Annotated in this window: 23 protein-coding genes; 13 read left to right on the forward strand and 10 right to left on the reverse strand. The window is 67.0% G+C overall.

The genetic code is table 11. The annotated features are described in order from the left end of the window. Positions 1 to 120 precede the first annotated feature (120 nt). Entirely contained in the window at positions 121 to 2,049 is a 1,929-nt protein-coding gene (locus tag NA4_RS17410; RefSeq protein ID WP_157129090.1) for a hypothetical protein, read from the forward strand. Beyond that, positions 2,046 to 2,594 carry a hypothetical protein gene (locus NA4_RS17415; RefSeq protein WP_067470735.1) on the forward strand — a complete coding sequence of 183 codons (549 nt, stop codon included), beginning with the start codon at positions 2,046 to 2,048 and terminating at the stop codon, positions 2,592 to 2,594. Before NA4_RS17410 ends, NA4_RS17415 begins: the two co-directional genes overlap by 4 nt. A gap of 484 nt (positions 2,595 to 3,078) precedes the next feature. Here the strand turns inward: NA4_RS17415 and NA4_RS17420 are convergent, their stop codons facing one another. The 3 genes from NA4_RS17420 to NA4_RS43265 form a co-directional block, all read right to left on the reverse strand. Then, the gene (locus NA4_RS17420; RefSeq protein ID WP_067470737.1) at positions 3,079 to 3,420 is read right to left on the reverse strand and encodes a hypothetical protein; all 342 of its coding nucleotides are present in this window, start codon (positions 3,418 to 3,420) and stop codon (positions 3,079 to 3,081) included. Next, entirely contained in the window at positions 3,401 to 3,691 is a 291-nt protein-coding gene (locus NA4_RS17425; RefSeq protein WP_067470739.1) for a hypothetical protein, read from the reverse strand. Before NA4_RS17425 ends, NA4_RS17420 begins: the two co-directional genes overlap by 20 nt. Before the next feature lie 192 nt (positions 3,692 to 3,883). Then, a complete protein-coding gene (locus NA4_RS43265; RefSeq protein ID WP_281180025.1) occupies positions 3,884 to 4,012 on the reverse strand; it encodes a hypothetical protein in 129 nt (42 codons plus the stop codon). A 935-nt stretch (positions 4,013 to 4,947) separates the two neighbouring features. On the opposite strand from NA4_RS43265, the gene NA4_RS17430 reads away from it, so the two are divergent. Next, positions 4,948 to 5,568 (forward strand): restriction endonuclease, encoded by a 621-nt coding sequence (locus tag NA4_RS17430; RefSeq protein ID WP_067470741.1) that lies wholly within the window; start codon positions 4,948 to 4,950, stop codon positions 5,566 to 5,568. 29 nt (positions 5,569 to 5,597) lie between these two features. Here the strand turns inward: NA4_RS17430 and NA4_RS17435 are convergent, their stop codons facing one another. The 5 genes from NA4_RS17435 to NA4_RS17450 all read right to left on the reverse strand — a co-directional run bounded on the left by NA4_RS17435 (position 5,598) and on the right by NA4_RS17450 (position 7,802). Beyond that, entirely contained in the window at positions 5,598 to 5,933 is a 336-nt protein-coding gene (locus NA4_RS17435; protein WP_157129091.1) for a hypothetical protein, read from the reverse strand. 74 nt (positions 5,934 to 6,007) lie between these two features. Continuing rightward, the gene (locus NA4_RS40465; RefSeq protein WP_157129092.1) at positions 6,008 to 6,151 is read right to left on the reverse strand and encodes a hypothetical protein; all 144 of its coding nucleotides are present in this window, start codon (positions 6,149 to 6,151) and stop codon (positions 6,008 to 6,010) included. 162 nt (positions 6,152 to 6,313) lie between these two features. Further along, a complete protein-coding gene (locus NA4_RS17440) occupies positions 6,314 to 6,613 on the reverse strand; it encodes a DUF6342 family protein (protein ID WP_067470744.1) in 300 nt (99 codons plus the stop codon). A gap of 320 nt (positions 6,614 to 6,933) precedes the next feature. Beyond that, positions 6,934 to 7,488: an SRPBCC family protein gene (locus NA4_RS17445; protein WP_067470746.1), complete on the reverse strand. Its 555-nt coding sequence runs from the start codon at positions 7,486 to 7,488 to the stop codon at positions 6,934 to 6,936. Then, a complete protein-coding gene (locus tag NA4_RS17450) occupies positions 7,485 to 7,802 on the reverse strand; it encodes an ArsR/SmtB family transcription factor (protein ID WP_067470748.1) in 318 nt (105 codons plus the stop codon). The genes NA4_RS17445 and NA4_RS17450 overlap by 4 nt, the downstream gene beginning before the upstream one ends. A gap of 198 nt (positions 7,803 to 8,000) precedes the next feature. Here NA4_RS17450 and NA4_RS17455 point away from each other — a divergent pair, with 198 nt between their 5' ends. The 8 genes from NA4_RS17455 to NA4_RS17490 all read left to right on the forward strand — a co-directional run bounded on the left by NA4_RS17455 (position 8,001) and on the right by NA4_RS17490 (position 16,776). After that, positions 8,001 to 8,849: an IS5 family transposase gene (locus tag NA4_RS17455; protein ID WP_067470750.1), complete on the forward strand. Its 849-nt coding sequence runs from the start codon at positions 8,001 to 8,003 to the stop codon at positions 8,847 to 8,849. A gap of 281 nt (positions 8,850 to 9,130) precedes the next feature. Next, the gene (locus NA4_RS17460; RefSeq protein WP_067470752.1) at positions 9,131 to 10,792 is read left to right on the forward strand and encodes a TnsB C-terminal domain-containing protein; all 1,662 of its coding nucleotides are present in this window, start codon (positions 9,131 to 9,133) and stop codon (positions 10,790 to 10,792) included. Between the two features lie 2 nt (positions 10,793 to 10,794). Then, positions 10,795 to 11,703, forward strand: coding sequence for a TniB family NTP-binding protein (locus NA4_RS17465; RefSeq protein WP_245671441.1), 909 nt, complete (start codon positions 10,795 to 10,797; stop codon positions 11,701 to 11,703). Then, positions 11,700 to 13,046, forward strand: coding sequence for a TniQ family protein (locus NA4_RS17470; RefSeq protein WP_067470754.1), 1,347 nt, complete (start codon positions 11,700 to 11,702; stop codon positions 13,044 to 13,046). The genes NA4_RS17465 and NA4_RS17470 overlap by 4 nt, the downstream gene beginning before the upstream one ends. Positions 13,047 to 13,203: 157 nt before the next feature. Then, complete coding sequence (locus tag NA4_RS17475; RefSeq protein ID WP_067470757.1) at positions 13,204 to 14,121, forward strand: recombinase family protein; 918 nt, start codon at positions 13,204 to 13,206, stop codon at positions 14,119 to 14,121. A 183-nt stretch (positions 14,122 to 14,304) separates the two neighbouring features. Then, positions 14,305 to 14,829, forward strand: a complete 525-nt coding sequence (locus NA4_RS17480) for a type VII secretion system-associated protein (RefSeq protein ID WP_067470759.1) — start codon at positions 14,305 to 14,307, stop codon at positions 14,827 to 14,829. Positions 14,830 to 14,906: 77 nt separating this feature from the next. Continuing rightward, positions 14,907 to 15,872 (forward strand): hypothetical protein, encoded by a 966-nt coding sequence (locus NA4_RS17485; protein WP_157129093.1) that lies wholly within the window; start codon positions 14,907 to 14,909, stop codon positions 15,870 to 15,872. Positions 15,873 to 16,041: 169 nt separating this feature from the next. Beyond that, positions 16,042 to 16,776, forward strand: a complete 735-nt coding sequence (locus NA4_RS17490) for a recombinase family protein (protein ID WP_084497181.1) — start codon at positions 16,042 to 16,044, stop codon at positions 16,774 to 16,776. Between the two features lie 40 nt (positions 16,777 to 16,816). Here NA4_RS17490 and NA4_RS17495 read toward each other — a convergent pair whose 3' ends face one another. Both NA4_RS17495 and NA4_RS17500 read right to left on the reverse strand, forming a co-directional pair. After that, positions 16,817 to 17,404 (reverse strand): DUF6245 family protein, encoded by a 588-nt coding sequence (locus tag NA4_RS17495; protein WP_067470763.1) that lies wholly within the window; start codon positions 17,402 to 17,404, stop codon positions 16,817 to 16,819. Between the two features lie 176 nt (positions 17,405 to 17,580). Next, the gene (locus NA4_RS17500; protein WP_157129094.1) at positions 17,581 to 18,375 is read right to left on the reverse strand and encodes a hypothetical protein; all 795 of its coding nucleotides are present in this window, start codon (positions 18,373 to 18,375) and stop codon (positions 17,581 to 17,583) included. Between the two features lie 267 nt (positions 18,376 to 18,642). On the opposite strand from NA4_RS17500, the gene NA4_RS17505 reads away from it, so the two are divergent. Continuing rightward, complete coding sequence (locus NA4_RS17505; protein ID WP_067470767.1) at positions 18,643 to 18,891, forward strand: type II toxin-antitoxin system ParD family antitoxin; 249 nt, start codon at positions 18,643 to 18,645, stop codon at positions 18,889 to 18,891. Further along, positions 18,888 to 19,181, forward strand: a complete 294-nt coding sequence (locus NA4_RS17510) for a type II toxin-antitoxin system RelE/ParE family toxin (RefSeq protein WP_067470769.1) — start codon at positions 18,888 to 18,890, stop codon at positions 19,179 to 19,181. The genes NA4_RS17505 and NA4_RS17510 overlap by 4 nt, the downstream gene beginning before the upstream one ends. Positions 19,182 to 19,315 lie beyond the last annotated feature (134 nt).

Here is a 19,315-nt window from a genome sequence, read left to right on the forward strand (position 1 = left end):
CCCCATCAGGCCCGCGCCGCCGAACGGCATGGCGTCGACCGCGGCGAGCTGCACCGAGAAGTAGATCCCGGCCCCAGGTGGGCCGACCCAACCCCAACCCGCTTTGAGGGAGGAAACACCATGTCCGACAACATTTTCCCCGACCGGGCCGCCGAACTGGCGGCGATCGGTGACGAAGTTGCCCAGCTGCACGCGGCCGGGCGGATCGATGCCGGTCTCGCCGACTACGTCACCTCGGTCGCGTCCGGCGCCACCGATGAACAGCCGCGGTTGGGTGTGCCCGCCGGCCACGGCCAGAAGATGGCCTATCTGCTGGCATCGGCGGCGCTGCGCCAAGCAGACGAGCAGGCATTCGAGCTCGATCAGGCCGCCGCCGATGCCGCCATGGGTAACTCAGATGCCCAAGTCGACATCGACAGCGCGCGGGCAATGGCCGAAGCCCAGCTCACCCGGTTCAGTTGGGCCTCCGGGCGCGAATCGGCGATGGAGGTCCTGACCGCCGCGATCGTGTGGGCGGCGGATCCCGAACTGGCGGAGGTGGCCGCGCGCCGGGTGGATGAGCTGACCGGCCACTACCGGGGAGCTTTCGGTGTGGTCATCGACGTCGACGAGAACGACGTCAGTATCGACCCGGATTTCGACGCCGAGACCTGGCAGCGTTTCAGCGAGGCCAGCGTGGTGTTCGACCGCCAGGCCGCTGCCGTCGACGTCTTGGCGGCGCGGGCGTTGGATGGGCGGGTGATGGACGCGGTGATGGCTTGGCACGGCGAGCCACCTACCCCGGAAACCGCCGGAATGTATCTCGCCACCGAGAAGGCCCGACGCGCCCAGCTTTCGGCCGCTCTCGCCGACGCCGGAGCGTCGAACACCGTCCAGGCCGGGGTGGAGCATGTGGTCGACTACCTGCGCGGTGACACCAGCGGTACCGATCTGAGCAACACCCCGATCCTGGTCAACCCCGCCCACGAGGTGCGTGGCCGCGTCTGCGAGCTGCTGGAGCGATTCGCCGAACGCGGCGATAGCTTCGGCGCGATCATCTCCCGCGAGGTCGACGTGATGACCTCCGACGACCAACTGACGGTGCGCGAGGTCGGGTTCGCTATCCGCGACGGCCACGACGACGTGGATATGGATCCGTGGCCGGACTGGATCGACCGCGACAACCTCACCGACCGCATCCGCGACTTCGCCCGCGACGCCCGCGAGGTGGCCGCCTACGCCGACGACGCCACGACCGAGACCGGGCTCCAGCTCGACGACGACATTCAGGCCATGCTCGCCGACATGGGCCGCGACCGCGTCGTCATCGCCGCGATGCTCACCAAAGAGGGTTTACACCCGGCGGAGAAGGCTGCGCTCACCGCGCTGGTCGCGGACATCGACCTCGGCCGCGTCGACGACCGCAACCTGCCGGAGCTGCTGTTGTGCGACGAACGCAGCAAGCGCCGCGTCGACCTGGCCCGCCACGGCCACGCCGCCCACGAAATCAGCGTCCGCACCGCCGACGCGGTCACCCAGCTCATCGGCCCTGGCGTGGACATGTCACTGCGCACCGATCCCGGATGGGCGTTGGACGCGGTGCGCAACGACATCGACGCCCTGGCCCGCGGCGGGCTCACCCCCGCGCAGCTCGCCGACAGCCGCCGCAACTTCGACGAAAACATGAACCTTCTCGGCCGGGCATTGCGCGCCGCCGAAGTCGATACACCGACCCGGGTGAAGATCCGCGCCGCGGTCGACCAGGGCGTGCACGCCGCCGGGAAGCACGGCAAGACCCGCGCCGGACGCGAGCAGCACTGGCGCGAGCGGCTGTACTCGGCCACCCCGGCGAGTCAGCGCCAGCACGACCCTGACACGCGGCCGCTGCCCGCGGCGTCACGGCCGGCGCTCGACCGCGAGCAGGCCAACGCGATGCGGCTGACCGCCCTCGCCCAAGCCCACCCCTGCGGAACAGCCACCACACCAGCCCAGGCGCCGACCGGTCGCCGCACCGCCCCCGGCACGGGCGTGGAGCTGGGCCGCAAACGCGAGCAGGGAGCACGGTCGTGACCCGCCGCCAGCTGCCCCCGTTGAGTCCCGTCACCGGCGCCACCGTGCTGGTACCCGCCGCTGCCGCCACCCGCAGGGAAGGACAACCGATGACCCCCACGACCGCCACCGTGCTCCCGGACTGGGAACACCTGCTGGATCTCGGCATCCGCGCCGCCGAGATCCTCGGACCCGGCACCGACCCGCTGGAGGCGACAATCACCCAGCTGGACAGCGGGTTTCGCCGCCCGCAGGTGTTCGACGTCGCGTTCATGCGGCAATGGCTCGGCATCGACGCCCGCACAGCCTGCACCACGCTGCGGGTCGGTTTGCGGTTCGCCCGGATCCCGGAAACCCAGACCGAAGCCTTGCAGCTGCTCGGACCGGGATGCCGCGACCGCGGCGAGGAGCATTTCGTGAAGATCGCCAACGCGACCCGCGAGATCGGCCGGACCGGGTTGTGGGAGGCCGCTACCTGCTGCGACTGCGGGCACCCGCTGCTGCGCTACGTCAGCTTGCCCTCGGGTGAGGACGTGCGCTGGTCGTTCTTTCCCGACCTGCTGTAACCGTTCATCCGAGTAAGCCAAGAGGCCCCGCCACGGCGGGGCCTCTTCTTGTTGGTCAACACTCTGCCCAGGGATCAGGCGCAGGTAGTGGGTGTGCGGACCCACAGCTACTTCTTTCCGCTGCCCTTCTCGCCGGACTTCGCCACGCTCGACTGAGCGCGGGTGAGTCAGTGATTTCGGTGGTGGTGAGGTGGTGGAGTTTCCGCCGCGTTTCCGCTGTTCGACGCGTTCCGCTCGACGTGTTGGCATCGCCCATGCCATGGGGGACTTCAGGGGTACCTTCCAGAAGGCGCTCGCGCACTTTCCACGAGGGGATCAGCGCTGTGGGCAACGGCGAAGCAACTCTTCTCAACCATCTTCCGAGGTTTCCGAACCTCTGATGAATCATTCGTCCCCACCCTGAGCCGGGTTTCAGATCGAAGCCCCCAGTCCCCGACAGAGCAGAAGGGCCCCAGAGCGGTGGGGCCCTTCGTCGTGTAGCGGGTCAGGCTGAGCGGCGATGCCGGCGGGCGAGCAGCGCCAGGATCTCGTCTCGGCTGATGGTGTCGTCGGCGGCGGCCTCGGCGGTCACCCATTCGGAGACCAGCTCGGCGACGCTGGCGTCGGCGGCCTCGGCGCGGTCGATGAGCCGCTGCTCGATCGACAGCGGGATGCGCAGCTGCACGGTGAGGGTGACGATCAGCTCGCCGGGCTGCTCCGGCCGCTCCACCTCCACAGGTGCGGCGTCCGGGCCGGGCCGGAAGTCGTCGATGCTCCAGTCCTCGCCGAAGGCGTCGACGAGCTCGCGGTACACCGCGTCGGCGGCGTCATCCCTCGTATGGCTCATCTGCCTCAGCCTCCCACTTCTCGAACGCGGCCAGATCCGCACCGGCCAGCTCACCGGCCGCGACCACCAGCGACTCGAATGCAGCCACTTGCTTGACCGCGACCACCACGGGCCTGCCTGATGCGGTTCGTGCTGCTATCAGTGTGACCTGGATCGGGCCGCCCGTCGATGGACGCGGCCACCGTCGGCGCGCCGTGAGCACCTGGTCGACTTCCTCGCGGGTCACACCCCGCAAATGCGATTCTGCCCAGTCAGGCAGCCAGTAGGGCATGGTGGGGCACCCTACGCCCACCCCCCGACACGTCGCAGTCCGATCGATGCCCCCGCGAGGTCCAGAAATCGGCCCTGCACCGAGCAACCGACCGGGGAAGAATCGAAGAGTGGTCCGCCGGTCCCGGCCCCGGCCGCGCCGCTGCGCGAGTTGCCGGGCCCCGTTGCCCCGCGACGCCAACCCCAGACGCCGCTACTGCTCGGCGGCCTGCGTCGCCCGCCCGTACCGTTCCCGCAAGAAGTTCGGCCGGACGTACGCGATGATGCTGACCGCCGCGCAGCGCACCTTCGACGATCCCGATATGCCGGAGGTCGGGATCATCTGCCCGGGGTGCGGTTGGCGAATCTATCCCGGAGCCAACCGGCTGCGCGCCGATGCACGGCACTGCAGTCCGACATGTCGGCAGCGCGACTACCGGCAGCGGCACGGCGCCACCCCGGACCCACGCAAGCGAGGGGGTCGCCGGGCACGGCGATAACTCTGACGGGTAACCGTAACGATGTCACGGCTGTCGTCATGATCAATAACGACCCCTGAACCGCGAATCAGCCCGAAATGGCTCAGCGCGACTTTCCGCGCCCTGTAACGGTCGCGAGCAGCGGGAATACACCGCGCAGGGGCGCTTGACATCCCCGCCCGCAGTGGCAGGCTCCCTGGGTGAGGCCGGGGTCTGAAGCGTCGAGTTCGGGCACTGGCCGAAACGCCGCGGGCTCGGTCGTCCCTCCAGGTGCCGGGCCTGCGGTGTCGCGAACCGCCCCCACCCGGGGTGGGGCGGGTACCTGTAACACCTCGAGACACGCGTGAGTCGCGGTTGCAGGCACCCTGACCAGCGGGACTCTATGATCTGCCGCTGTCGCGGGCAGGCTCCGCTCGTGACAGCACAGAGGATGGCTACACGCCCAGGAGCCCGCCCGGCACCTCACTCACCAGGCGGGCCCCCTGGGTGCATCCGCCTGTCTGCCTGCACCAAACCGACTGTCCAGCATGGGTTTTCGCGAATAAATCGGAGTGACTTGGATCAAAATGGTTGGTGGGCAACGGTATTCATGATCAAATAGTTTCCGCCATGCCCGAGTCCTCACACACCTGGGTGTGGTGCACCACAGGATGGCAGCGGCCCCGACCCCGTTTCGCCCGAACAGGGGTCGGGGCCGCTCCCTGCGCCGGATCGCCATCCGGTCACCCACCGCCTGTGTTGCGGCGTCGGTCGTGTTCGGAACAACGATCGATTTACAGCACTCCGAGGGGGCACCGGGATGGGAAGACGACGTGGTCGGCGCGGCCGCGGATCGAACGCGGCGGCGTTGGTGTTCATGGCCGCGCTCGCCGCGCTGGTGGTAGCACCCAGGGTCGCGGACATCGCCGAACGGCAGGCCGTGGTACTCGCTTCTGCGGGGGTGTGCGCGCTGGCCGTCGCCACCGGCGCTGCTGTGCTGGCGGTATGGCATCGCCGCCGGGTACGTGCTCGCGATGACGCGCGGGTGCTGGCGGCGCTACGGCAGAACTCGCTGAGTCCCTCCGAGTTCGAGCAGGCCCTGGCCGCGTTGTGTCGCCGCGACGGCTGCACCGATGTCCAGGTGGTCGGCGGATCCGGCGATCTGGGCGCCGACGTGATCGCCCGGGCACCCGACGGCCGCCGAATCGTGTTGCAAGCCAAGCGCTACCGCAACGGCCGTAGCGTGGGCAGCCAAGACGTACAGCGGTTCGGCGGAACCGCGCACACCATCCACGGCGCCGACGTAGCGGCCGTGGTGACCACCGCACAGGCGTTCACCCCGCAAGCACGCGCGTATGCCGCCAAGGTCGGAATCTTGCTCGTGCCAGCAACAGCACTCGCAGCCTGGGAATCACAGACCGGGCCGACTCCCTGGGGCTGAGCCCGAGATTCCGTGGCCTCGTCGTGCGGTCAGCAGTTGAACGGGAAGCACGACTTCGGCGGGGCAGCCGGCTGCGCGGGCGCGACGGTCGAGGGCACCACCACGGTGGTGTCGGCCGGCCTATCGGGAGATCCCATGTGGGTGAGGGTCAGCACGACCAGCACGAGTGCCGGGACGCCGAAGAGCGCGGCGAGACCCCACCAGATCGGGGTAGGCGAGGTACTGCGGTAGCCGTGAACGTACGGGGACCGGTAGCGCCCCGGCCGCTGCGGTGCGCGTCGGTCGGTGAAGCGGACCGACCCGCGCACGTAACTTCCGCCTATCCGTCCCCTGCGAGAATGTGGCCGCACGGCTTCATACCCCATGACCGCCAGTATGACGCGAGGACCCGACACCATCGGCCGATCCGCTCCGCATCGGTTGTCGAGAAACGATCGTTTTACGGCATCGTCTGGTCTGCGGTCGTGGATTCCGGAGGACGCTCTGGGTTGCCCGGCAGCAGCATGCTGGGCCGGATCGGGGTGCGGTCGGTGTAGCCGATCAGCGCGCCGCCGCCGTCCGCTCCAACATGCGACCCCTGCATATCGGCCGAATAGCCTTTGTATCGACGCTTCTCACAGTATGAACCTTCTGACCGGAGGCCAGTTCGGCAGAAACGCCCTGCCGACCGTGGGACGGTCGGCAGGGCGTTTCCCCTTTTCCGATCCGGCCCGCGACACGACACACGGCCGGTCGCAGCGCCGGTTCAGTAGCCCAAGTTGGTCTGTCCGGTGATCACTCGACCCGCGACATAGAGGTCGCCATTGGAGTCCAGCACGGCGATGATCTTCTTCTGGGTGCCGTGGTGGGTCGTGAAGTAGATCTTGTCGGCCTCCTGCGAGGTACTGAAGTTCGTGTTCACCGACAGTTCGATGCTCACCGGCGAGCTGATGAGGACATCCTTCTTCGGTGAGGTGGGATACACCTGGTTCTGGCGCAGCTTCACCCGACCGTGGGTGTCGCCCTCTTCCCAGTCGGAGGCCAAGCCCAGATCGATATCACCCATGCTGATTCCCCTTAGCTGCAGATCATCCTGCGATCTGCGAATTGATGTCCAATTCCGTTGCCCCGCAACATAATTCTATGCAGGGCGCGAGCTGGACGGCACGCCAACGGAGCGATTGTGCGTCACTCGCTCTATGGGAATAGGAACTTTCGGTCAAGATCGCCCCGGACGCCGGATCCGTACGGATCCGGCACTCGTGGGCGGTTTCGGGCCCTGCAATCCGGTAGTGCGCGCCCCCGCTCTGAGAGAGCGTCTGAGAACTCGTGTGTTCTACCGCCCAACGGCGCGTAGAACCTTTGACCCCGGTGATGGTTGGTGTGTTACCTGCCGACTGGCGGGTCGATCGGTTCGACGTTCAGCCGCTCGGCGTACTGCTTATTGAGGTCGGACCAGCCGTGGTTCATGGCTTCCTCGCCGACGATCGGGCCGATGGGGGTGCCCGCCAGCAGTAGTGCGGCCACGTCCAGGCACATGTGCCAGCCTGCCGCCATCATCGCGGCCATTGCGCGATCGGACAGCTGGTGGGTAAGGCGCAGGCGGGTACCGAAGGTGTTGTCGGTCAGTTCCCAGCGCAATACATCAGTGCCCCAGGTGAATTCGAGCAGCGTCGGCTGGTCGGCCACCGCGATCTCGCCCGGCAGCTCCTGCCGCGTATCGCCGTCCATCATGATGAGCGTGACCGGTCCGGGGGTGGTCAGCGGGCGGTCGGCCGTGTAGGGGGCCCACTCGCGCAGCTCGTCGGGGTTGGTCAGGGCCGTCCAGACCGCGTCGCGGGTCTGCGGAAAGTCGCGGGTGAACACGAGCGACCAGTGGTCGCCGTCCCCGAGGAGATCAACCTGCTGCAGCGGGCTGGGCTGGTATCGGCGCGTGGTCATGTGGACTTGTCCTTCCGGTCGAGATGCCGTGCGAGGGCATCGAGATGGCGATCCCAGAGCCGTAGATACGGCGTCAGCCAGTTGTCCAACTGCTCGAAGGGACCAGGAGCGAGGCGGTAGATCCGTTTCTGCGCCGCCACTTCGCACGTGACGAATCCGGAATCACGCAGCACGCGCAGATGCTTCGAGACCGCAGGTTGCGGCAGCTTCAGGTGCTCGACGAGCTCGCCGACGGTCGCGTCACCGGTCCGCAGCCGCTCGAGGATCCGACGGCGCTGCGGCTCGGCCACCACGGAGAACAGGTCGGGCACCACGACATTTAATATACCTACTCAGGCATATTTCTCGCAAGGAATATTTCTGCTGTGTGAACTGAGCGGGCATGTGGGAACTCGGTGGCTGGTCGGCGTGTGATGCCCTATATGTAGAGGGACTCCCGGTACGACTGGGGTTACCACACCATCCAGTTGTTTCCGAGAGTCCCGGTGCCAGTGTCGCTTACCTGTTCGTGCTTGTCGTGCCCGACCCACGGCGGGTCGCCGAAGTGCCCGTTCTACCCGTCCTCGTCGCTGACCGACACCGAGTGGGCGATCCTGGAGCCGTTGCTGCCGCCACCGGGCAACATCGGTGGCCGCGGTGGCCGGGGGGAGAAGTGGCCGCGGCGGGTGGTCTGCGATGCGATCTTCTACCTGTCGCGCGGCGGGATCGCGTGGGCGCAGCTGCCACACGATTTCCCGCCCGCGAAAACCGTGTACGACATCTACCGCAGATGGACGAAAGCCGGTGCGTGGCAACGCATCCATGATGTGCTGCGTGACCGTGCCCGGGTCCGCGCCGGGCGTAACGCGCAGCCGACGGCGGCGGTGATCGATTCGCAGACCGTCCGCGGTGCCGACACCGTCGCCGCGGGCACGACCGGGTACGACGCGGGCAAGAAGATCAAGGGCCGCAAACGGCATATCGCCACCGACACCGGCGGGCTGCTGCTGGCCGTTGTGGTCACCGCCGCCTCGATTCAGGACCGCGACGCCGCGCACCGGCTGCTGGCCGCTGTCTCGGCCCGCTTCGCGACCATCACGCACGTGTTCGCCGACGGCGGCTACGCCGGGCGACTGGTCACCTGGGCGAAATCCGTCCTCGCCCACACTATTCAGATCATCAAACGCGGCGACACCGCGACTGGGTTCACTGTGCTGCCCCGCCGCTGGGTGGTCGAACGCACATTCGGCTGGCTGGTCAAATACCGCCGATGCGTCCGCGATTACGACACCCACCCCGACCACCACGAAACCATGGTCTACATCGCCGCCATCCACACCCTCACCCGACGGCTGGCCCGCACCAACAGGCCAGCCGACTGAGATCTCAGACGCCCTCTGACTGATGCGGCCGATCGAACCGCGGGCGCTTCGAACCTCCGCGACTGCTCCAGCGCCGGAAGGCTGTCGAGAAATCGTTCGGTTCTCAACGTGTGCAGCCGACTTCGGCAATTCGAGGGAATCTGTCAACGTTCGAACTCCTCTGCACCATTGTCCTGGGGGTTCGGCTCTGTTTGCAGTGGACTTCGAACATCGGCGTGTCGCGAACTCGTCTGCACTACCGTGCTTTTCGTTCGAAGTCGTGTGCACGAGAGAGCATCGGTATGTCCGACGATACGGCCAAGGCCGTGGACCGCGGTGTGGTCACCGCAGATGAGTCGCACTGGCAGTCGGCGGTGCACCGAGCGGAGGTGATCGGCCGCCTCGCGCACAACGATCGGGTGAGCGTTGCTGCCGCCGACGAAGCCGGAGCAGAGCTGGGCTTGAAACGTCGGCAGGTGTATGCGCTGGTGAAACGGTGGCGGGCCGGGGACGGCCTGGCCTCGGATCTGCTGCCGGGCACCTCGAGCGGCGGGCGCGGTGGTGAGCGACTGCCCGATGAGGTGGAGGCGATCGTCCGGAGGGTACTGCGGACGAGGTATCTGACGCGGCAGCGGCGTTCGGTGGCGGTGATCTGCCGCGAGATCACCCACGAGTGCCGGGCCAAGGGCCTGCGTCCGCCGTCACGGTCGGCGGTGGTGCGGCGGATCGGCCGGCTGGACCAGGCGAAGGTGGTCACTGCGCGGGAAGGTGTGGACGCGGCCCGGTCACGGCGGTCAGCGGGAGGTTTTGCGCCGTTGGTGGAAGGGCTGCTGCAGCGGGTGCAGATCGATCACACCCCGGCGGATGTGATCGTGGTCGACGAGCTGCACCGGTTGCCGATCGGCCGGCCGTATGTAACTGCGGCGATCGATGAGGCATCGAAATGCGTTCCGGGGCTGGTGGTTACTCTCGAAGCGCCGTCGGCGACGTCGGTGGGCCTGTGTTTGGCGCAGATGGCGGTCGACAAGCGGGCTTGGCTGGAGCGGCTGGAGGTGGAGGCGGTGTGGCCGATGAGCGGCAAACCGGTCCAGCTGTATGTCGACAACGCGACGGAGTTCAAGAGCGAGGCCTTGCGCCGTGGCTGTGATCAGCACGGCATCACCGTGGACTACCGACCGCTGGGTGCCCCGCACTACGGCGGCATCGTCGAACGTTTGGTGGGCACCATGATGCGGCTGACCCACGAGCTGCCGGGCACCACGTTCTCCAACCCGCGTGAGCGCGGCGACTATGACAGTGACGCGAAAGCCGTGCTCACGCTGACCGAATTGCAGCGGTGGATGGCGCTGGCGGTGGCCTGCTACCACGGCGAGCCGCACGACGGCCTGGGCGGTCGCACGCCGGCAGGGGTGTGGGCGGAGCTGGCCGCCGAGCAGGGAACCCCACCGACAGTGACCAACGAGACCGCTTTCCTGGTCGATTTCCTGCCGGTGGAGCGGCGGTCGCTGACCCGCAGCGGATTTCGGCTCGACCACGTCCAATACTATTGCGACGCTCTGAAGCCGCTGATCGCGCGGCGGGAGCTGCTCGGCAAGTTCGTGTTGCGCCGCGACCCGCGCGATATCTCCCGCATCTGGGCCCTGCATCCGGACACCGGTGAATACCTCGAAGTGCCGTACCGGACGTGGTCACGCCCGGCGATCAGCGTGTGGGAGCAAACCGCCGCGGTAGCGCGATTGCGGGAGCAGGGCCGGACCGAGGTCGACGAGAACGCGCTGTTCGCGATGGTCGAGCAGATGCGCCACATCACCGACACCGCGACCGCGGCCAGCCGCAAGGCCCGCCGCGACGGGCAGCGCCGCCGGGACAACACCCCACCCCGGCGGGGCGCGAATCCGGTTGTGCCGCCGCCACCCGACGATTCGCCGGCCGGGCCGGTGGAGCCGTTCGAGGTGATCGAGTAGTGGTGAGCGGTGATCCGGATCTGGCGCATCTGCATCCGTCGGCGCGGGAGATCGCGATGCTGCCGGGCCCGCAGCGGTTGCGGTACGTGCGTGGGGACCGGTGGATCGGCTACACCCGCGCCACCGAAGCCTTGACCAGGCTGGAAACGCTGCTGGACACGCCCCGCAAGCAGCGGATGCCGAACCTGCTGATCGTCGGCCCGACGAACAACGGCAAGTCGATGATCATCGAGAAGTTCTGCCGGACTCATCCGCCGGTGTCACATCCGGACCGTGAACAGATCGCGGTGCTGACGTTGCAGATGCCGTCGGAGCCGTCGGTGCCCCGGTTCTACACCGCGCTGCTGGCCGCCCTGGGTGCACCGATGCGAGCCCGCGCACCGCGATTGGCCGACCTCGAGCAGCTGGTACTGACCTTGCTGCGGGCGACCGGGGTGCGTGTGCTGGTGATCGATGAGCTGCACAACATCCTCGGCGGCCGCAACAGCGCGGTCCGGCGGGAGTTCCTGAACCTGTTGCGGTTCCTCGGCAACGAGCTGCGGATCCCGCTGGTCGGGGTCGGCACCAACGACGCCTATCTGGCGATCCGGTCGGACCCGCAACTCGAGAACCGGTTCGCCCCATTCCTGCTTCCGCGGTGGCAACCCGACGCGCAGGGGTGTGCGTTGCTGGCCAGCTTCGCCGCCGCGTTCCCGCTGCGCCGACCATCGACGATCGCGACCGTGGAAATGGCCACCTACCTGCTGACCCGCAGCGAGGGCACCATTGGCGAGCTGACCGCGCTGCTGACCGATGCCGCGATCGCTGCCGTCGAGTCCGGGGAGGAAGCGATCAACCAGCGCGCGCTGGTGATGGCGTCGTATGCCGGGCCGACCGAACGCCGTCGGATGTTCGAACGCGAACTGGCGTGACCGCGCCGCCCACACGATGGCCGCTGCATCCGCAACCGGACCCCTTGGAATCGCTGTCGTCCTGGCTGGGGCGACTGGCCGGGATCTACCGGATGCCGGTCGAACAACTGCTCGCCGCGCTCGTGCCCGAACTATCCCCGTACCTGATCGAGCACGACCGGTGGGAGGTCCCTGAACCGTTGGCGAAAGCGCTGGTCGAGCGGAGCGGGGTCGATCCCGGGCACCTGAAGACCATGACGTTGGGCGGGTGGACGCCGTGGTTGCTCGACAAATTCAGCGTGCGCGATTTCGAAGCGCAGGAAGTGTTCGACACTTACGTGCGTCAGAACTCGGTGCTGCTGCGCCCTGGCGAGGCCGGCCGCAACCACGTGACCGAGCGGCACTGGCGCGGGCCCTGGATGCCAGGCCCGGCATTCCGGCAGCGGCGCTGCCCGGTCTGCGCCACCGACCCCGCGCGGCCCCAGGCGCTGGCGTGGAAGCTGCCGCTGGTGACCGGGTGTGCCGAGCACGGGTGCCGCCTCATCGACGACCGCGATAAGCGGAAGCTTCTTCTTCCTGAACACGAACGCCCGCAACCGATCCCGGTTCCCGAACCGCTGGCGCGGCTGGATCGTCTCACCTACGAGGGCTTGGCCACCGGCCGGGTTCGCCTGCCCGGCCGCCCGGTCCACGTGGCCGTGTGGCTGCGCCTGCTGCGCAGCCTGCTCGACGAGGTCAGCCTGCTCGGCCGCCGCCAGCACACCAAGCAGCGCCTCGAACTGATCTGGCAGGCCACCGGCCGCGGACCGCGCGGCGGGCTGAGCACCTGGAAACCCTACGAACTGATGGATCCGCTGATGCAGGAAGCAATGCGTCACGCGGCTGCCGTCGCGCTCGACCTCGTCGCGGCACGGCGGATCACCGCCGACGGCGAGTTCGCCTCGGCGCTGGCGACCCCACCGCACACCCCGGTGTACGAGGGCGACAGACCGACACCGTTGGTAACCGCCTGGAGGCAGGCGATCACCGAGGTGACCGCAGCGATCGACCGCGCCCGCATGGATCCGACCACCGCGCAGCAGCTGCTCGCGCTGGCGACCCTGTCGGTCCGGACGCTGGAGCACTTCGAGCGCGAACGCGACTTTCTCGTCGAACTCGGCATCCCCACCGACTTCCTGCCCACGACGACCGAGTACGCCACACGGCTGTGCCCGATGTGCGACAACGACGTCTACGCCGTGATCCGCAAGATGGACAAGCGACTGGATGACCTCCCGGTGTTCCTTCGCGGCCATGGCCCGTCGGTACGGGGTCGAGGGATCGAACCCGGCGGTCAAGACACATCCGTTGGTGTCGTCAAATGACCCTTTGACGACATGCCCCTGGAGGCGGCTTCCGCGCCAGCCGGATCATGCGGTAACGACGCACCCGATCCAATGCGATCCGTTCCCGATTGACGACAGGGTTTGACGACAGATAGAACTGCGAACCGACACACCGGGCAACGGAAGGGACTCCGGAATGGCCGAACTCGTCTACACCCGGGTATCGACCGACGAGCAGAGCACCGACCGCCAGACCCACCTGCTCGGCGAGGCCGGCTTGGTCGACGGCGTCGACGGCGTGCGGGTGTTCGCCGACCCGGCCACCTCGTCCAAGATTCCCGCGCGGCAACGCGACGGGTTTCGTCGGCTGGCGGGATACGCGCGAGGCGGTGACCGGCTGACGGTGTCCGAGCTGTATCGGCTGTGCCGCGACCTCGCCGACATCCTGGCCGTGCGCGACTGGTGCCAGCAGCACGGGGTGAAGCTGCGGGTGCTGTCCGGGGCGCTGTCGGGCATCACCGACCTGGCCGCGGGCGACGCGACCACCACCATGCTGGTCAACGTGCTGATCTCGGTCGGCCAGTTCCAGCGCGACCTGCAAAACGAACTCACCCGCGAGGGCCTGGCCGCCGCCTGGGCACAAGGCGCCAGATCCGGCCGCCGCCCACAGATCGCCACGAACGGGGCGCTAGAGCAGGTCCGCCAGGAATACCTCGAAGGGGCGAGCATCGCCGCTCTGGCCCGCAGCCACCACGTAAGCCGGGTCGCCATCCGCACCGCCCTCGCCGACCTTCTACCCGGCCGCCCCGAACAACCCACACCCACCGATATCGACGAACCGCGCCCGATCCGAATCGAGCTGCCAGGCAAGATCGCCCGCCACCTCACCGGTTTCGTCGCCGACCTCGGTGACACCGAGCGCCACGCCCTGCAACACGGCCGGGAAATACGACGCGGCCAAGGCTACAGCCTGCGCGTCACCGCGCCGCCCCACGTCCACCAGGCGCTACTGGCCGCCGCCGAAACAATCGGTAAAAGCTCATCGGCCGCCGATCGCAAGGCATACCGGATCTACCGGGACCGACTGCACAACGCGACCACAAGACGATCATGAGCGGGTGTCGGGGTGTTCTACCCCAAACGGGCGCATCGCTACGTTGTCTCGGATGGCCCGAAGCTGCAAGCCGTATTATCAGGCACGGCGGGGGTGAGATCGAGGGCGGTTTGCGAAGTCTCTGGTCGTTGGAACACAGCTTGTGTCGTCGGCGCCGGTCCTGATCGGCTGGAGGAGTAGGACATGAAAGACCCGGCATCGAATGTCGTCCAGCACGGCGACTGGTTGGTGCTGGTCGATCCGAGCTGGCAGGAAACCACACCAGAGGTGCTGCCCCCGCCCGAGGTGATCCTCGGCGGCTGGATGGTGGGCGAGGACGGCGTTCCGGGTCCCTTCGAACCCAATCCGAACTACCTCCCCGTCGATGACTGGTTGCCGACCGATCCCCTCGATGCTGTGCTGAGACGGGTCGCAGCCGACGCCGATGTCGATGGCGGTGAAATCATCGCAGCGCTGCGTGACGCCGTGGTGGAGATCGGATGCGACAGCCAGGACAACCTCCTGGTGGGGCCGGCTCCCGACGGAGTGCCGTGCGTCGCGGTTGCCACGGCCGCCGTGCACAAACATCGAGTCGAGGCCGAACGATGGTGGCCCGTGCTGGGCGCCACGCTGCCCGACATCGTGCCCGCCGGCGTGGACATCCTGCTCAATCCGGGCAGTCCCGCGCAGTTCCGGCTCCTCACCGACAGCCTGCGGCCAATCGGATAACAGCAACAGCCACGCCTCCCGCACGCGGGAACGGTGCACTTTCTCGCCTGCTATACCGCTTTAGGCTTGTATCCCTGATGCTTACTGCGGAATTGGCCCGGATGGCCGCACGGCTTCGCACAGCGGTCATCGATGCAGGTGGCGCGCTGCGCAGGACGGCGTCCGAATTCCCGAACGACATGCGCAAAGTAGTCGACAACCTCGTGACAGTCGATTCGAAAAGTGCGCCGAAGTTCGGTGCGCTCGATCCGGACACGCCCCGCTTCATGGGCGTGCACCCCGCGACGGGGGTGCCCCACACGTTCACGCCCGATCGAATCCGCAGCCAACCGATACACGACTTTTACGACGGGCGAGTTGTCGGAGCAAATTTTCCGTCGCAACTCAGAGACAGCAAAAAACCGTTGAAAGTCAGCATGGACGGATTCGCGTCGACACGCAGCGAGTACTACCAGGTCGAAAGGACGCGACGCTGGTGGCCACCGAAGGGGCTGCTGCCGCCCAAGCCGAAGTGGGCTCGCGGCAGGTCATGGCCCGCGCCATGGGCAACCCGAAATCCGGAGGATCTGCCCGGCGCACGGCCAGATGATCTGGTGCTCGCTCGGGCACACGCCGGAAAAAGCAAATATCAGATCCAGGTCAAAAAGAGAATCCCGTTCACGAAATGGGGCATCTGGGTGCCCACGCACGTCGACGGAGAGACCTACGGGCGAATCCTCGCCTCCAACGAGCACTTCAAGCAGGCAGTCAAGGCGAACCCGACCGCCAAACTGATTCAGTTTTCGTGTTCACCCGCCGGCGGCTCGGCCGCACGTGAGTCAGCCGAATCGTTGCATTCCGCCGGAATAGGCTTCGACGTGCACGCCACCGAGAACACCCATTTCACCACCTATGGAGGAGGCTCGGGATCTCTGGTGAAACAGCACGGCGACTTCATTCTCAGCCACGGTTCCGAGGTCGAACTCGACAAGGTAGGCCATCTTAAGAAATCGCCCTGGGTCGAATACAAGGCACCCAGACAACGTCCAGACACGCAAGACTGAAGCAGCAAGACCTCCGTCCCGGTTGCAGAGTACTTCGGACACCCGTGCAGTCGACTTCGGACAACGACAGAATCCGCAGGTGGCCCGGAATCGCCACCTGTCGAAAAAACGTGTTGCCGTAGCCCTGCTGTCCAACAACCCTGTCGGCCCTTTCTCCTACACTCCCGGCATGGTCGACACGGCGCGCACTCTCGATATCCCGGATCCGCTTGTCCTCGACGGCGATGCGCTCGATCCGATCGGCGGCGGGGGCGCGCTGATCGGGTACGGCCGAGTATCCACCGCCGGGCAGCTGCTCGACCGTCAGATCCACGCGCTCACTGAAGCAGGCTGCCAGAAGATCTACACCGACAAGAAGTCCGGCAAGGACACCGAGCGCGAAGAGCTCTGGAAGTGCCTGGACTACATGCGATCCGGCGACACCCTGGTCGTGCCGTCGCTGGACCGGCTCAGCCGATCCCTGCAAGACCTGATCTCGATCGTCACCGGACTGCGCAAGCGCGGCATCGGTTTCCGATCCCTGCACGAAGCCATCGACACCACCACCCCCGGCGGGCGCCTGGTGTTCCACGTGTTCGCCGCCCTGGCGGAGTTCATCCGGGAACTGATCGTGCAGGGCACCAACGAGGGCCTGGCCGCCGCGCGGGCCCGCGGGCAACGTCTGGGCCGCCCGCCGGCCATGAACGCCGAGCAGATCCGCCAGGCCCGAGCGATGCTGACCCAACCCGAGGAATCGGTGTCCTCGATCGCCCGACTGCTGGGCGTCTCACGGTCCACGCTCTACAAATACGTGCCCGAACTCGGCAAAGGCCACGCTCAACTCACTGCCGAGCAGGATCGCCCGATGCCCGACGTCAGCAAATATGACCAGCTGCTGCCGTCTCGCCGGGCCATCGAGGCGTAGCCCGGTCGCGGGCGGTGGGATTTGCCCGCCGTGGCGTCGTCTACAGGCCGACAGATTTGAGCATGTTCAGCAGGATTTCGGTGTTGGTCAGTGCCAGTTGCAGCGCTTCACGCGCGGCGCGCAGCTGACCGGCCTGGTCGGCGAGAGTCTCCACATCGCCCTGTGCGACAGCGTCCTGGCTGGCGGCGATCACTCCGAGCAGTGTGTGCAGGGCTGTGACGGCGTGTGTGGCGGCCAGCGGGATTGGGCCGACTTCCCGGTTCTGCGCCATCATCCGCAACGGTGTCCCCGCACGCAGCACCTGCCAGCGGATGAACTCGATTCGTTTGACAGGATCTTGGTCCAGCCCTACCCCGGCGGCGGTGAGCTGCTGCTCCCAGGCGGCGTGGCGGGCCTCAGTATCGAGGTCGATGGCATCAGCCAGCGCCGCCTCGGTCTGCACCATCCCGAGCAGCGCATTGACCATCCGCACCCGGTAGGCGTCCGCCCCGCCGAGACGAGCCGCCTCGGCGGCATGTTCGGTCGAAGTATTGCGCCCCTGATACATCCCCAAAGCCGCCATCGCCGCAGCGATCTGCTCGACCGTGACGGGCTGGTCCCGGCCCTTGTGCTGTCCGTGTTCACTCACCCGGGAAGGTTATCGCCGCCGTGTGCCTGCACGTCGGCGAAAGCCACGGGCAGATACCTGGGCAGCGGCATGTTGATACCCACCCATCCAGGATCGTCCTGACCTGCGCAGTGTCCGGTTTTGCGCACGAAAAAGTGTTCTCCGGACCAACCCCTCTATGGCCTCGGCGGGGGTCCTCAGTGCTCGGTGATGGTGAAGCCGCGCGGATCGAACTCGATTGGGGTGAGGTCGTTGTTGTTCGGCTGGGGAACGGTGGGGTCGAGTTGCAGTTCGTAGAGATCTGTCTCTGCACCGGTGTCCGGGTTCTTCCACCGGCCGGTAACGGTGCCTGTCCAGCTCGCCGCGTACTTGGCCATGTCGCCTTGGTAGCACCAGTGGGTGTCGATGGTGATGCGCTTGCCAACCAAGTGTGACCAGTCCAGGCCGGGCGGGTGCGGCTTGTCCTTGTAGCAGTACGGCGGGCAGTGCTCGACGAAGTGCCAGAAACCTTGCAGCGGTTTGTGGCACTTTGGGCACTCGGTGAAGTTCATCGACTGCTCCCGATCCAATTCGCAAGTGGGGCAATCCGGGCCCGGCTCGTCGAGGTGCTGCTCATGGTCACGTGCCACCCGGCCGAAGTAGGCATCCAGCCGCGCCTCGCTCCGCAGTTCCTCGCAGTAGCAGCCGTCACAGGTGGTGCATGTGGCACAGCCGGCGCACCTGTTGCCCAGCCAGTGGCCACAGACCGGGTTGACGTCGTGGTCAGCGGTAACGACCGTGGGCAGGCGCGGACCGCCCTGTTCGACCGGCCGCACCCGGAACACGATGGGATCCGTTGGTGCCGTGAGGTCTTTGGGTGGCATCAGCCTCACGACAGCAAGAGAGGGCGCATCGGAGTGCATCAGCGCCCGCAGTGCCTGGGTGTAGGTCACGCCGTGGCGGGCCATGTAGTCCCGGACATCACGGCGGCGGCTGTGGTTGTTGCGCGTCATCGGGTCGTCCTCCAGCGAAGCCCCACGCACTCCGCGAGGTCGGACCTGGACAGCAGGTGATCACGTCGGATGTGCCGATCGCACTGAGGCGGAGCCGTCTTGTCCTCGGTCGCCGTATCGGCCGCGTGGGGGCCGGGTCGGCTCGGAGAAGGGCCTGTGCGTTGCCCAGAACCAACCATAGCCGGGCATGCCGACAACCTAGTCCGGTCAACAGATGAGGGGCCACAGACCGGGCCTGCGTATACCAAAAATTGGTATCGTGTGGTCATGGCCAAGAACACGTCCATCAGCCTCAACGATCACTACCTCGAGTTCATCGAAGCCGAGGTCGGTTCGGGCCGCTACGGCTCGGCCAGCGACGTGGTCCGTGCCGCCCTGCGGCTGCTCGAAGACCGCGAGACCAAGCTCCGTGCGGTGCGTGAGGCCCTCATCGAGGCCGAGAACGCCGGCCCCAGCCTGCCGTTCGACGCCGAGGAGTTCCTGGCCCGCAAGCGGGCGCAGGTGCGGCGCCGGTGAGCCGCTACCTGCTCAACCCCCTCGCCCACACCGACCTCGAACAGATCTACGACTACACCCTCGACCGCTGGGACATCGACCAGGCCGAGCACTACGTGCGCGAACTGCTGCGCGCCTTCGACCGCGCCGCCGCCAACCCCCACATCGGCCGGCCCTGCGACGACATCCGACCCGGCTACTTCCGACTGCCCACCGGATCCCACACGGTCTACTACCGGATCGCCACCGGCGGAATCGTCGAGATCATGCGCATCCTGCACCAGCGGATGGACGCCGAACGTCACCTCTGACCTTGATCGAGCCCACAGGTCGTGAAAAGCGTTCCATGTGAGGCGATTCGGCCGCGCGCGGCCGTCGCGGACCGGAACATGAAGAAGTCGAACTGGTCGGCGTTGCGCGCAGATGTCGCGCAAATCTTAAGTGC

Origin of the sequence: Nocardia amamiensis NBRC 102102 (assembly GCF_001612745.1) — a bacterium.
Classification (GTDB): Bacteria; Actinomycetota; Actinomycetes; order Mycobacteriales; family Mycobacteriaceae; genus Nocardia; species Nocardia amamiensis.

Coding starts and splice junctions, on each gene's coding strand:
- NA4_RS17425 (WP_067470739.1), bottom strand. CDS start 3,691: ATGCCCTACTGGCTGCCTGACTGGGCAGAATCGCATTTGCGGGGTGTG.
- NA4_RS17410 (WP_157129090.1), top strand. CDS start 121: ATGTCCGACAACATTTTCCCCGACCGGGCCGCCGAACTGGCGGCGATC.
- NA4_RS17430 (WP_067470741.1), top strand. CDS start 4,948: ATGGGAAGACGACGTGGTCGGCGCGGCCGCGGATCGAACGCGGCGGCG.
- NA4_RS17460 (WP_067470752.1), top strand. CDS start 9,131: ATGTCCGACGATACGGCCAAGGCCGTGGACCGCGGTGTGGTCACCGCA.
- NA4_RS17475 (WP_067470757.1), top strand. CDS start 13,204: ATGGCCGAACTCGTCTACACCCGGGTATCGACCGACGAGCAGAGCACC.
- NA4_RS17480 (WP_067470759.1), top strand. CDS start 14,305: ATGAAAGACCCGGCATCGAATGTCGTCCAGCACGGCGACTGGTTGGTG.
- NA4_RS17490 (WP_084497181.1), top strand. CDS start 16,042: ATGGTCGACACGGCGCGCACTCTCGATATCCCGGATCCGCTTGTCCTC.
- NA4_RS17440 (WP_067470744.1), bottom strand. CDS start 6,613: ATGGGTGATATCGATCTGGGCTTGGCCTCCGACTGGGAAGAGGGCGAC.
- NA4_RS40465 (WP_157129092.1), bottom strand. CDS start 6,151: ATGCAGGGGTCGCATGTTGGAGCGGACGGCGGCGGCGCGCTGATCGGC.
- NA4_RS17420 (WP_067470737.1), bottom strand. CDS start 3,420: ATGAGCCATACGAGGGATGACGCCGCCGACGCGGTGTACCGCGAGCTC.
- NA4_RS17505 (WP_067470767.1), top strand. CDS start 18,643: ATGGCCAAGAACACGTCCATCAGCCTCAACGATCACTACCTCGAGTTC.
- NA4_RS17435 (WP_157129091.1), bottom strand. CDS start 5,933: ATGGGGTATGAAGCCGTGCGGCCACATTCTCGCAGGGGACGGATAGGC.
- NA4_RS17445 (WP_067470746.1), bottom strand. CDS start 7,488: ATGACCACGCGCCGATACCAGCCCAGCCCGCTGCAGCAGGTTGATCTC.
- NA4_RS17485 (WP_157129093.1), top strand. CDS start 14,907: ATGCTTACTGCGGAATTGGCCCGGATGGCCGCACGGCTTCGCACAGCG.
- NA4_RS43265 (WP_281180025.1), bottom strand. CDS start 4,012: ATGATCCCGACCTCCGGCATATCGGGATCGTCGAAGGTGCGCTGCGCG.
- NA4_RS17500 (WP_157129094.1), bottom strand. CDS start 18,375: ATGACGCGCAACAACCACAGCCGCCGCCGTGATGTCCGGGACTACATG.